This is a genomic window from Sporosarcina sp. P33 (assembly GCF_002077155.1).
Classification (GTDB): Bacteria; Bacillota; Bacilli; order Bacillales_A; family Planococcaceae; genus Sporosarcina.
The window spans coordinates 2,290,828-2,304,196 of the sequence record NZ_CP015027.1; the positions used below are offsets into that span (position 1 = coordinate 2,290,828).

Here is a 13,369-nt window from a genome sequence, read left to right on the forward strand (position 1 = left end):
AGTTGACTGAATGCTCATTCATTATTACACTATACATAGAATTAAATTGTAAGCGATTTCTTACAAGGGAACTGCAGGAGAAAAAAGAAAGGGGAAAATGAGATGAACATACTACTCATCGCAAACTGGATATTATTTGTAGCAGTCGTCGTATACGGCGTCGGGCTATTTCTATATCTGCTGAAAACCCGGTACGAATTCATTCGGCTTGGTAGAAAAGAAGAATTTGACAACAACGTCAAAGAACGTCTCAGAAAAATCTGGGTCTACGTATTCGGACAAAAGAAACTATTGAAAGATAAAAAGAGCGGGGCCATTCACGTGATGTTCTTCTACGGATTCCTGCTCGTCCAATTTGGTGCAATCGATCTTATCTGGAAAGGATTAAAGCCGGGATCGCACTTGCCGCTTGGCCCGCTGTATCCGGCATTCACATTCTTCCAGGAGATTGTCGTATTCGTCATTCTGGTTGCGGTAGTGTGGGCATTCTACCGCCGTTATATGGAAAAACTTGTTCGTCTGAAAAGAGGCTGGAAATCCGGACTGGTCCTGATTTTCATCGGATTGCTGATGCTTTCCACACTCGTTGCAAACGGCGCGAACATGATCTGGCATAATGAGGGGACGACTTGGACAGAACCGATGGCGTCCATAATCGCTTCAGTATTCAGCGGATTGCCGACTGGCGCAGCCGTCACTATCTTCTTTGTCGGCTGGTGGGTACACTTACTGACGCTTCTGACGTTCCTTGTATATGTGCCGCAATCCAAGCACGCGCACTTAATCGCAGGTCCGGCCAACGTTTATTTCCATCGCCTCGACCATGCAGGCCGTCTGAAGCCTATCGATTTTGAAGCGCTTGAAGAAGTTGAGGACGAAGAGGAAATGCCGCCGCTTGGTGTGGGCAAAATTACCGATTTTACACAGGCGCAAATGATCGACTTCTATGCTTGTGTGGAATGCGGACGCTGTACGAATATGTGTCCGGCAACGGGAACAGGGAAAATGCTGTCACCGATGGATCTGATTACGAAATTGCGTGATCATCTGACAAACACAGGGGCTGTCATGACGAAGCAAAAACCTTGGGTGCCGCAACTCATGTTTAATAATACACAGGGGAATCAGCTGGCATTTGCTGCTGCGGCAGAAGGAGTGACAGTTGATGAGTTGTACAATCCTTCATTGATTGGCGATGTCATCACAGAAGAGGAAATCTGGGCATGTACGACGTGCCGTAACTGTGAAGATCAATGTCCTGTCATGAACGAACACGTTGACAAAATCATCGACCTTCGCCGTTACCTTGTTATGACGGAAGGGAAGATGGACGCGGATGCACAGCGCGCGATGACAAACATCGAGCGTCAGGGAAATCCGTGGGGCCTTAACCGAAAAGAGAAGGAAAACTGGAGAGATGCGCGTCCTGACTTGCACATCCCGACAGTGAAAGAAGCGAAAAAAGCTGGAGAAGACTTCGAATACTTACTATGGGTAGGTTCCATGGGTGCATTCGATAATCGCTCACAGAAAATCGCGCTGTCATTCGCACACTTGCTGAATGAAGCAGGCGTAAGCTTCGCGATTCTCGGCAATAAAGAGAAAAACTCGGGTGATACACCGCGCCGTCTCGGAAATGAGTTCTTATTCCAAGAATTGGCGACTGCCAATATTGCAGAGTTTGAAAAAGCGAACGTTTCGAAAATTGTCACGATCGATCCGCACGCATATAATATCTTCAAGAATGAATATCCGGATTTCGGACTGCAGGCGATTGTCAAACACCATACGGAGCTGTTGTATGAACTCGTCATGGCAGGCAAACTGGTTCCAAAGCATGCGATCAATGAAACGATCACATTCCACGACTCCTGTTACCTGGGCCGTTATAACGATGTCTATGATCAGCCAAGAGAAATTCTCAAAGCGATCCCGGGCGTCCAGCTGGTGGAAATGAAACGTAATCGCCAGGACGGCATGTGCTGTGGCGCAGGCGGCGGTATGATGTGGATGGAAGAAGATGCAGGCCAGCGCGTCAACGTAGCACGTACAGAACAGGCACTTGAAGTCAGTCCCGGCATCATTTCCTCGGGTTGTCCGTACTGCTTAACGATGCTGTCTGACGGAACGAAGGCTGTGGAAGTGGAAGATGGAGTCGGAACATATGACATCGCAGAACTGTTAGAGCGCTCCATTTTCGGAGAGGAACAGACAGTAACTGAACCAGAAATCGCAGAGGAGCCTGAAGTCTCCGTCGCGGTGCCTGAATTGGCCGCATCTGCTGAAACTGCCGAAACTGCGGATGAAGCACTGAATAACAGCGACGAAACATCGAATTAAAATTATTGCGAATAACGCGGCAATAACGTACAATTAGAATATCTAAAACGCTGACAAGAAGAATGCTAGTTTACTAAGAGGGTACTTTGGGCTAACCTAAATTTTTGAGACAATATAAAACACCTTCGAAGTGGTACACTTGTAAAAAGTACTTACAACGGAGGTGTTTTTGCGTGGGCAAAAACGTATATTCAAGCGAAGTAAAATGGGCAGTTGTCAAAGATAAATTGAGTGGGGAATTAACAACTAAAGAAATTATGGAGAAGCACGGAGTCAAAAATAAATCCCAGATTGAAACCTGGATGAGATGGTATCGTGCAAATGAAATATATCGTTTTGATCAACCGATAGGTAAACAATATACCTTCGGTCATGGACCAGAACTTTCGAGTGAAGCGGACAAGAAAGAACGACAGATGTCTCATTTAAAAATGGAGAATGAGATTCTAAAAAAGTACATGGAGATCGAAAGGAGATTGAGAAAGAAATAGTTCTTCAGATTGTGGAAAAACTAAAAAAGAAGTATACAATAACAGCCATTTTATCCGCATTAGGAGTACCACGAGCTACCTACTATAGGTGGCGTCTGGAGGAAACGGATAAGTCTCTTTCAGTGGAAGAGGAGGCTATTATAGAATTGTGTAAACGCACTAAATATCGGAATGGACATAGAAAAATCAAAGCATTTCTAAAGCAGGAATACAACATAGAATTGAATCGCAATACGGTTCAACGCCTCATGCAAAAGCATAACTTACAGTGTCGTATCAAGCCTAAACGAAAGTGGAAATCTCAAGGGGAAAGTATCATAATTGCCCCAGATCTTCTTAAACGTAATTTCACAGCTAGTGAACCGAATCAGAAGTGGGTAACCGACATCACCTATATCCAGTATGGTAGTACGACAAAATATCTTTCAACCATTATGGATTTATACAATAATGAAATTGTTGCTTACAAATTATACGACCATCAACAGACACCACTCGTAATTGACACATTAAAGGCGGCACTAGCTGCGAGAAACCACCCCACAGGAGTGATTATACATTCGGATCAAGGGAGTGTGTATACGTCATACGCGTATCAAGCCTATATCAAGGATAACGACCTGATCGGCAGCATGTCACGTCGAGGAAACTGTTGGGACAATGCGGTGATTGAATCATTTCATTCGAGTCTGAAATCTGAAGAATTTCAATACGTTAAATTTAATTCATTACGCAATAATATTGTAGTTGAACGAGTAATTGCCTATTTAAATTATTATAATGAAGAACGTATCCAAGAAAAATTAGGCTACCTGACACCGATAAAATATGGTGTCAAAGCAGCCTAATCATGGTGTTTTATATGTGTCTCATATCGCTAGGTCAGTCTAACTTGTACCCTCTTATCTTATTAGCGAATATCGAGCGAGCGTTCAGTCAATATAAAAATAGGGGGAATGAAACAATGAGAACAGTAATCTTACAGGGTGCCAGAACACCGTTTGGAAAATTAGGCGGTGCGCTGCAATCACTGTCTGCAAGTGACCTAGGCGGGATCGCAATCAAAGAGGCATTATCGCGTGCGGGCATACAGGGCGACCAAGTGGATGAAGTCATCATGGGGACTGTGCTGCAGGCAGGACAGGGGCAAATTCCATCTCGTCAAGCGGCTGTAAAGGGCGGCATTCCGTATCAGGTTAAAACGGAAACGATCAATAAAGTTTGCGCTTCCGGAATGCGCAGCATCACGCTTGCTGATCAGCTGATCCGTCTCGGCGACGAGAAAGTCATTGTGGCAGGCGGCATGGAGTCAATGTCCAGCGCGCCGTACTACGCCAATGTCCGCTCAGGATTGAAAATGGGTGACAGCACATTGGTAGACGGCATGATCTATGACGGTTTGACTTGTTCATTCTCTCCTGGCAATGTCCACATGGGCACATACGGCAACAGGACAGCAAATGATTTCTCATTAAGCCGTGAAACACAGGACCAATGGGCGCTTCGCAGCCATGAGCGCGCACTGAACGCAATCGATAATAAATGGTTTGAAGATGAAATTGTGCCTGTCAGCATTCCGCAGCGAAAAGGTGACCCGGCAGTCATCACAGAAGACGAAGGCCCGCGCAGAGGCAGTTCACTCGAAGCATTGGCAAAACTGCGTCCGGCATTCGGTAAAGACGGAAGTGTTACAGCAGGAAACGCGCCAGGCATTAACGACGGAGCATGTGCTGTCGTGCTGATGAATGAAGACGAAGCGAAAAAACAAGGAAAAGAACCGCTGGCTGTCATTCTGGGGCACGCAGAAGTAGCGATTGAACCGGAACGTTTCCCTGAAACACCGGGGCATGTAATCAACGCACTTCTTGAAAAAACGGGAAAGACAACAGATGATATCGATTTATATGAAATTAATGAAGCGTTCGCGGTCGTTGCGCTTGCAAGCTCGCAAATCGCAGAACTCGATGAAGAAAAAGTCAATGTCAATGGCGGGGCAGTGGCACTTGGCCACCCGATCGGCGCAAGCGGGGCGCGCGTCGTTCTAACTTTGGCGAATGAACTGAAACGCCGCGGCGGCGGAATCGGCATTGCGGCAATTTGTTCAGGCGGCGGCCAAGGTGATGCCATCATGATTGAAGTACCAAAATCAAACTGACCGGGAGGCATTTCAGATGACAATCGAGAAAGTATTCGTAATCGGCGCAGGCCAAATGGGCGGAGGGATCGCCCAGGTCTGTGCACAGGCAGGCTATGAAGTCACACTTCACGATATTAATGAAGCTGCACATGACCGCGGTTTTGAGGTCATTAAGAAAAACTTATCGCGTAACGTGGAAAAGGGCCGTATGACTGAGGGAGAGAAAGAAGAGATCCTTGGCCGTTTCACGAAGTCGGTAGATCTGCAAAATGCAAAACATGCCGATATCGTGATTGAAGCAGCAGTCGAAAATATGGAAGTAAAATCAAAAATATTTGCAGAGCTGGATGAAATCACACCGTCTCATACGATTCTCGCAACAAATACTTCTTCATTGCCGATTACAGAAATCGGTGCGGCAACGAAACGTCCCGGTAAAGTCATCGGCATGCATTTCATGAATCCGGTGCCGGTGATGCAGCTTGTGGAAGTCATTCGCGGCCTTGCGACAGACGATGATGTCTATGAAGCAGTGGAAGACATGACAAAGAAGCTCAACAAAACACCGGTGGAAGTAAATGATTATCCGGGATTCGTTGCAAACCGTGTGCTTATGCCGATGATCAACGAAGCAATCTTCACACTGTATGAAGGCGTCGCAACGAAAGAAGCAATCGACGATGTCATGAAAATGGGCATGAATCACCCGATGGGGCCGCTGCAGCTGGCAGATTTCATTGGACTCGATACATGTTTGTATATTATGGAAACCTTGTATGAAGGATTTGGAGACTCGAAATACCGTCCGTGTCCGCTGCTCCGTAAATACGTCAAAGCGGGCTGGTACGGTAAAAAGACGGGCCGCGGATTTTACTCATACGAATAATTTTATTAAGCTGAAAGCAAGAGGTGAAAAGAATGGATTTCATGTTAACAGAAGAGCAACAAATGATGCGTCAAATGGTCCGGGACTTTGCAAAAAACGAGATCGAGCCTTGGATTCCACGAATGGAAGAAGGGGAATTTCCTCGTGAATTGCTGGAGAAAATGGGCGGGCTCGGATTGATGGGGATTACAGCGCCTGAGAAATACGGAGGTTCAGAAATGGACTTTCTGTCATACATTATCGCCATTCACGAACTGTCAAAAGTAAGTGCAGTCATGGGTGTTGTTCTGTCCGTCCATACTTCTGTTGGCATGAATCCAATCCTCTACTTCGGCACAGAAGAACAAAAGAACCGCTATTTGCCGAAGATGGCGTCTGGTGAATACCTCGGCGCGTTCTGCCTGACAGAAGCATCATCGGGATCAGATGCAGGCTCATTGAAAACATCAGCTAAGCGGGTGGATGACCACTACGTCATTAACGGTTCTAAAATGTTCATCACAAACGGCGGAGAAGCGGACGTCTACATCGTCTTCGCAAACACCGCGCCTGACAAAGGAACATATGGCATCACAGCATTCATCGTCGACCGTGACACACCGGGACTTTCCATCGGCAAAGATGAAAAGAAAATGGGATTGCACGGCTCGCGGACTGTTGCGCTGAGCTTCGATAATATGAAAGTACCTGCAGAAAACAGACTCGGTGAAGAAGGCGGCGGCTTTAAAATCGCCATGGCCAATCTGGACGTCGGCCGCATCGGCATCGCAGCGCAGGCACTCGGCATAGCGGAAGCATCACTTGAAGCTGCAGTCAGTTACGCCAAAGAACGCGAACAATTTGGCAAACCAATCGCAGCCAATCAAGGAATCGGCTTCAAACTGTCCGATATGGCAACCGCAGCAGAAGCCGCCCGACTGCTCGTCTACCGTGCGGCATGGCTGCGCGCAGAAGGCAAACCGTGCGGGAAAGAAGCCTCCATGGCCAAATTATTTGCAGCACAGACTGCAGTAGACAACTCCATCGAAGCCGTTCAAGTATTTGGCGGCTACGGCTACACAAAAGACTATCCGGCAGAACGTTACTTCCGCGATGCGAAAGTATGCCAAATCTACGAAGGCACAAGCGAAATCCAAAAAGTAGTCATCGCCAAACACATCACAGGCTGACGAACAGGGGATGGATAACGCACAGAGACCGCCTGTCTGATGTAATAGCGCGGATGGGCGGCGGATTGGCAAGGCCAGCCGGCGGAATCGCGTGGTCTTGGTTTCCGATGGCGCGGTCCGCCAGCCATAAAAATTTCATTAATCAAACAAAAGGGTGGGAGTATAATGGACTTTAAACTGACAGAAGAACACGAAATGATTCGCAAAATGGTACGGGACTTTGCACAAAAAGAAGTAGCACCAACCGCAGCACAGCGCGACGAAGACGAGACATTCGACATGGATATTTTCCGTAAGATGGCCGAACTCGGACTGACAGGAATTCCGTGGCCTGAAGAGTACGGCGGCATCGGCAGCGACTACCTGGCCTATGTGATCGCAGTGGAAGAGCTGTCACGTGTCTGCGCATCTACAGGAGTTGTCCTTTCCGCACATACATCACTAGCAGGATGGCCGCTGTTCAAATATGGCAATGAAGAGCAAAAACAAAAATACTTACGCCCGCTCGCTGAAGGCTCCAAAATGGGCGCATACTGTCTGACAGAAGCAGGCTCAGGCTCAGATGCTGGCGGCATGAAAACTACGGCAAAGCTTGACGGTGACGATTACGTGCTGAACGGCTCGAAAATCTTCATCACGAACGGCGGAATTGCCGACACATACATTGTCTTTGCGGTAACGGATCCTGAATCCAAACATAAAGGAACAAGCGCATTCATCGTTGAAAGTACATTTGAAGGCTTCTCAGTAGGTAAGAAAGAGAAAAAATTGGGCATTCGTTCATCTCCGACAACAGAAGTCGTACTCGACAACTGCCGCGTACCGAAAGAAAACCTCCTCGGAGAAGAAGGCGACGGATTTATTATCGCTATGAAAACACTTGACGGCGGCCGTAACGGAATTGCAGCACAGGCAGTCGGAATCGCACAGGGCGCCTTGGATGCGGCAATCGACTACTCGAAAGAACGTGTGCAGTTCGGCAAGCCGATTGTAGCCAATCAGGGGATCAGCTTCAAACTTGCAGACATGGCAACCGCAACGGAAGCTTCCCGTCTGTTGACTTATCAGGCGGCATGGCTTGAATCAAACGATCTGCCGTACGGTAAGGCATCCGCCATGGCAAAATTGATGGCCGGCGATACGGCGATGAAAGTCACAACAGAAGCCGTTCAAGTATTCGGCGGCTATGGTTATACGAAAGACTATCCGGTGGAGCGCTATATGCGCGACGCGAAAATCACGCAAATTTATGAAGGAACGCAGGAAATTCAACGTCTCGTCATCTCTCGCATGCTGACGAAATAACAGGGGGTACACCCAATGGCAAAACATGAAGTAAAATCTACCGTCAAAGATGAAGAACTCATTCAGAAAAGACGGGAACAAATCAGCCGGGGAGCTGTAAAACTATTTATCGATAAAGGATTTCACAGGACAACAACACGTGAAATCGCCAAAGAAGCCGGCTTCAGCATCGGCACACTATATGAATATATTCGTACAAAAGAAGATGTTCTGTATCTGGTCTGTGACAACATCTATAACGAAGTGAGGATTCGTCTGTCCGAGCTCGACACAAACGACAAGACGGTGGAAGGCTTGCGCGCGGCAATAGCCCGTTATTATGAAGTCATTGATCAAATGTCAGATGAATTTCTCGTCATGTATCAGGAATCCAAGTCATTGCCGAGCGAAGCACTGCGTTACGTGCTCACAAAAGAACTGGAAATGGTTGAACAGTTCGAGAAAATCATCCGCCGCTGCATGGAAGCAGGAAATCTGCGCATTGGACCGGATGAAGTATCATTGACAGCTCATCATATCCTCGTTTCAGGCCAAATGTGGTCATTCAGAAGATGGGCACTGCGTAAAGAGTATACACTGCAGCGCTACATCGAAGTACAAACAGATCAAATTATCAAAGGTTTGGGTAAATAACTTGCGAACTCCGCCGCGGGACATCTCCCGGGCGGCAGTCAGCATGCAAGGAAGGCGGAAAGCAAAATGGCTACTGAAGAAATTTATAAACCGAAACATCATATTCGTTTTGTGACGGCATCCAGTTTGTTCGACGGACATGATGCATCCATCAATATTATGCGGAGAATTTTGCAGTCGACTGGAGCAGAAGTCATCCACCTCGGGCATAACCGATCTGTTGAGGAAGTTGTAAACGCTGCCATTCAGGAAGACGTGCAGGGAATTGCGATGTCATCCTATCAGGGCGGGCATGTCGAATATTTTAAATATATGTATGATTTATTGAAAGAACGGGGCGCTTCCCACATTAAGATCTTCGGCGGTGGCGGAGGAGTCATCATCCCGAAGGAAATCAAAGAGTTGCATGATTACGGCATTGAATGGATTTTTTCACCGGAAGACGGCCGGAAAATGGGTTTACAAGGCATGATCAATAAAATTATGGAACTATCCGATTTCTCCACGACTCCCGAAAGCGAAGAAGCCAACCTCGAAAACCTGACGGCTGAAACGCCTGGCATTCTGGCAAACTTGATTACGTACGTTGAAGAGAATCATCTGCATAAAAACGAAGCAACCGAGCAATTACTCGAACATGCGCGCGAAAAGTCCAAACAAACCCCCGTACTTGGAATCACTGGTACAGGCGGTGCGGGTAAGAGTTCATTGACTGATGAATTAATCCGCCGTTTCTTGCGTGAATTCCCGGATAAACGGGTAGCTATTCTTTCCGTCGATCCGACGAAGCAAAAGACAGGCGGCGCATTGCTTGGAGACCGCATCCGCATGAATGCCATATTCAATAATCGCGTCTATATGCGAAGCCTCGCGACAAGAGGCTCCCGTTCCGAACTGACGACTGCCATTCATGACGTCCTGGATGTTACGAAGGCGGCCGGCTATGATCTGATCATTGTTGAGACGAGCGGGATCGGTCAGGGGGACGCGCGCATTACGGATATCTCCGATGTCTCAATGTATGTCATGACGAGCGAATTCGGTGCGCCGACACAGCTTGAGAAAATCGATATGATCGACTTTGCCGATTTAATTGTCATCAATAAATTCGAGCGGAAAGGTTCGGAAGATGCATTAATCCAAGTGCGCAAACAGTATCAGCGCAGCCATTTATTATTTAATGAAGATCTTGAGTCAATGCCTGTGTATGGAACCATTGCGAGTCAGTTCAATGACAAAGGGACGAATACGCTGTTTGCTGCACTAATCGACAAACTGAATGCGGTCACTGATTCCGACTGGACGACCAGCTACGCGGAAACTGTCAAAGATCAGAAACAGACTGTAATCATCCCGCCTGACCGCAGTCATTACTTGCGTGAAATCGCATCTGCTGTCCGCAATTACCACGTCAAATCTGCACAGCAGGAAGAACTGGCACGGCGTCTGTTCCAGCTTGAAGGTGCCATTGAATCAGTGAAAGAAGCGGATTCCAATGAAGCGCTGCTTGCTTCATTGAATAGTTTAAAAGAAGGCATAGAAGAGCAGCTGACAGGCGAATCCAAAAAGACGCTGAAAAATTGGGAAGCTTTAAAAGAATCATATAAGCAGGATGAATATGTCGTCAAAATCCGCGACAAAGAAATTCGCACGTCGCTCAACACAGTCAGCCTGTCGGGCTTGAAAGTTCCGAAAGTAGTTTTGCCGAAGTTCAAGGACTACGGTGAAATTCTGCGCTGGGTATACAGCGAAAACGTGCCGGGCTCATTCCCTTACACGGGAGGTGTTTTCCCGTTCAAACGTGAAGGGGAAGATCCGCGCCGGCAATTCGCCGGGGAAGGAACGCCGGAGCGAACGAACCGCCGATTCCATTACGTATCAAAAGATGACGATGCCAAACGCTTATCGACAGCGTTCGACTCTGTAACTTTGTACGGGGAAGATCCGGATGAACGTCCGGATATTTACGGGAAAGTAGGAGAGTCAGGAGTCAGCATCTGTACGCTGGAAGATATGAAGAAACTCTATGACGGGTTTGATCTTTGTTCGCCGATGACCTCTGTTTCGATGACAATCAACGGACCGGCTCCGATTATCCTGGCAATGTTCATGAACTCAGCAATCGATCAGCAAGTGCGGAAAAAAGAAGATGAACTGGGCCGTACACTGACTGTTGAAGAATTCACGGACGTGCGCGAAAAAACATTCCAGACTGTGCGCGGAACCGTGCAGGCGGATATTCTTAAAGAAGACCAAGGACAGAATACTTGTATTTTCTCCACGGAATTTGCGCTGCGTCTGATGGGGGATATCCAGCAGTACTTCATCGATAAAAAAGTGCGCAATTACTATTCTGTGTCGATTTCCGGCTACCACATCGCAGAAGCAGGCTCAAATCCCATTTCACAGCTGGCGTTTACGCTCGCAAACGGCTTCACCTACGTAGAATATTACTTGAGCCGCGGCATGCATATCGACGACTTTGCACCGAATCTGTCGTTCTTCTTCTCGAACGGCCTCGATCCGGAATATAGTGTAATCGGCCGTGTCGCACGCCGAATTTGGGCGGTTGCGATGCGCGATAAATACGGTGCCAATGAGCGCAGCCAAAAGCTGAAATATCACATTCAGACATCAGGCCGCAGTTTACATGCGCAAGAAATTGATTTCAACGATATCCGTACCACGCTGCAGGCATTGATGGCGCTCCAGGATAATTGTAACTCGCTGCACACAAACGCATACGACGAAGCAATTACGACACCGACAGAAGAATCAGTGCGCCGTGCGATGGCAATCCAGATGATCATCATGAAAGAACACGGCTTATCCAAAAATGAAAATCCGCTGCAGGGCGCATTCATTATTGAGGAAATGACGAGCCTGGTGGAAGAAGCGGTCCTGCAGGAATTTGACCGCCTGAATGACCGCGGCGGCGTACTCGGTTCTATGGAAACGCAGTATCAGCGCGGAAAGATCCAGGAAGAGTCCATGTACTACGAAATGAAAAAACATTCAGGCGAGCTGCCGATCATCGGTGTCAATACGTATTTGAACCCGAATCCGCCGTCTGAAGACGATATCGATAACATGGAACTGGCACGCGCAACGAAGGAAGAAAAAGAAGCACAGATCCGCAATCTGCGCGCGTTCCAGGCTGCGTACGCAGATAAATCAGAGCAAGCGCTGGCGAACCTTCAGCAAGTTGCGGTTTCAGGAGGCAACGTCTTCGCCGAACTGATGGAAACCGTTAAAGTGGCAAGTCTGGGCCAAATCACTAACGCTTTATATGAAGTAGGCGGGCAATACCGCCGTAATATGTAATAACCCGCAGAAAAGGATGTCTCAGAAGCCATAACTTCTGTTGACATCCTTTTTTGCATAGATAGAAGTCCCCCGCTTAGCGGCAATGAAGGGCGAGGTAATGAATGAGTATTCAAGGCTTCCCATTGTATATTTATCAGATACATAAAATTCATTGCCTTCAAAGTGGATAAATTAGCAATTTTGTCAGTATAATGATAACAACTAAGAAAAGGGACGTGTTGAATGTGAGATGGTATTATCACGCGATTATAATAGCTTTATTGATTATTCTCACACTCGTCCTCTACAAGAGCGGGCTGGGTGCATTTCCCTTTGCATTTGCATCGGTCTATTTGGGGTATCTGACTATAAATGAATACAGAAATATTAAGAGAAGTAAAAGAATGTAGCATATTGGAAGAAAAACTGTATATAATGTAAACTATGCACAGCAGTTACAAAAGAAAACGTGAATCGGCCAAATCACTTGCTGACTTGGCCGGTCCGCGCGTGATTCATAGAAGAAAGGACGTGCCATACATTGAATATCCATGACATGACAAAAGAAGAACTATTGGAAGAATCATTAATTAATATTACCTACCAGATTCTTACAGAGCGCCGGGAATCTCTTACGTTACAGGAATTAATGGAAGAATTCCGTAAGCTAACGGGTATCACAGATAAAGAATTGAAAGAAAAGGTCCTTCAATATTACACAGATCTGAACATCGACGGCAGATTCCTCGCAATTCAGGACAACCGCTGGGGCTTGCGCGAATGGTATCCGGTCGATCAGATCGAAGAAGAGACAGCGCCAGTCGTAAAAGTGCGCAAAAAGAAAAAGAAGAAAAAAGATTACGATGATGAAGATGAAATCGAAGAAGATGACGACGAAGAAGAAATCTTCGACGAAGAATATGTGGAACTTGGCGAAGAAGACGATGACGTGGATGACGAGGAAGAAGACGAGGACGTTATCGAGATCGAAGAAGATTTAATCGATCCTGACGACGACCTGGAAGTTATTCCTGAAGAAGAACTCGACATCGACGAAGAAGATGAAGAGGACGAGGAAGAAGAGTACGAGGAAGAGGAATAA

Annotated in this window: 9 protein-coding genes; all 9 read left to right on the forward strand. The window is 46.9% G+C overall.

The window, feature by feature from the left end; translation table 11 throughout:
* The first annotated feature begins 102 nt into the window (after positions 1 to 102).
* The 9 genes from SporoP33_RS11425 to rpoE all read left to right on the forward strand — a co-directional run bounded on the left by SporoP33_RS11425 (position 103) and on the right by rpoE (position 13,369).
* The gene (locus SporoP33_RS11425; protein WP_081243823.1) at positions 103 to 2,340 is read left to right on the forward strand and encodes a (Fe-S)-binding protein; all 2,238 of its coding nucleotides are present in this window, start codon (positions 103 to 105) and stop codon (positions 2,338 to 2,340) included.
* A 173-nt stretch (positions 2,341 to 2,513) separates the two neighbouring features.
* Positions 2,514 to 3,679, forward strand: a protein-coding gene (locus SporoP33_RS11430) for an IS3 family transposase (protein WP_099662801.1) whose coding sequence is annotated in 2 segments (ribosomal slippage) — positions 2,514 to 2,790 and positions 2,790 to 3,679 — 1,167 coding nt in all. Because the reading frame shifts where the segments join, the coding sequence is not laid out codon by codon here.
* 116 nt (positions 3,680 to 3,795) lie between these two features.
* Positions 3,796 to 4,986, forward strand: a complete 1,191-nt coding sequence (locus tag SporoP33_RS11435) for an acetyl-CoA C-acetyltransferase (RefSeq protein WP_081243824.1) — start codon at positions 3,796 to 3,798, stop codon at positions 4,984 to 4,986.
* Positions 4,987 to 5,002: 16 nt separating this feature from the next.
* Complete coding sequence (locus SporoP33_RS11440) at positions 5,003 to 5,854, forward strand: 3-hydroxybutyryl-CoA dehydrogenase (protein ID WP_081243825.1); 852 nt, start codon at positions 5,003 to 5,005, stop codon at positions 5,852 to 5,854.
* A gap of 32 nt (positions 5,855 to 5,886) precedes the next feature.
* Positions 5,887 to 7,023, forward strand: a complete 1,137-nt coding sequence (locus SporoP33_RS11445; RefSeq protein ID WP_081243826.1) for an acyl-CoA dehydrogenase — start codon at positions 5,887 to 5,889, stop codon at positions 7,021 to 7,023.
* 165 nt (positions 7,024 to 7,188) lie between these two features.
* Complete coding sequence (locus SporoP33_RS11450; protein ID WP_081243827.1) at positions 7,189 to 8,328, forward strand: acyl-CoA dehydrogenase; 1,140 nt, start codon at positions 7,189 to 7,191, stop codon at positions 8,326 to 8,328.
* A 15-nt stretch (positions 8,329 to 8,343) separates the two neighbouring features.
* Positions 8,344 to 8,961 carry a TetR/AcrR family transcriptional regulator gene (locus SporoP33_RS11455; RefSeq protein ID WP_081243828.1) on the forward strand — a complete coding sequence of 206 codons (618 nt, stop codon included), beginning with the start codon at positions 8,344 to 8,346 and terminating at the stop codon, positions 8,959 to 8,961.
* Positions 8,962 to 9,027: 66 nt separating this feature from the next.
* The gene (gene icmF / locus SporoP33_RS11460; protein ID WP_081243829.1) at positions 9,028 to 12,285 is read left to right on the forward strand and encodes a fused isobutyryl-CoA mutase/GTPase IcmF; all 3,258 of its coding nucleotides are present in this window, start codon (positions 9,028 to 9,030) and stop codon (positions 12,283 to 12,285) included.
* A gap of 523 nt (positions 12,286 to 12,808) precedes the next feature.
* Positions 12,809 to 13,369: a DNA-directed RNA polymerase subunit delta gene (gene rpoE / locus SporoP33_RS11465; protein ID WP_081243830.1), complete on the forward strand. Its 561-nt coding sequence runs from the start codon at positions 12,809 to 12,811 to the stop codon at positions 13,367 to 13,369.

Coding starts and splice junctions, on each gene's coding strand:
- SporoP33_RS11425 (WP_081243823.1), top strand. CDS start 103: ATGAACATACTACTCATCGCAAACTGGATATTATTTGTAGCAGTCGTC.
- SporoP33_RS11435 (WP_081243824.1), top strand. CDS start 3,796: ATGAGAACAGTAATCTTACAGGGTGCCAGAACACCGTTTGGAAAATTA.
- SporoP33_RS11440 (WP_081243825.1), top strand. CDS start 5,003: ATGACAATCGAGAAAGTATTCGTAATCGGCGCAGGCCAAATGGGCGGA.
- SporoP33_RS11445 (WP_081243826.1), top strand. CDS start 5,887: ATGGATTTCATGTTAACAGAAGAGCAACAAATGATGCGTCAAATGGTC.
- SporoP33_RS11450 (WP_081243827.1), top strand. CDS start 7,189: ATGGACTTTAAACTGACAGAAGAACACGAAATGATTCGCAAAATGGTA.
- SporoP33_RS11455 (WP_081243828.1), top strand. CDS start 8,344: ATGGCAAAACATGAAGTAAAATCTACCGTCAAAGATGAAGAACTCATT.
- icmF (WP_081243829.1), top strand. CDS start 9,028: ATGGCTACTGAAGAAATTTATAAACCGAAACATCATATTCGTTTTGTG.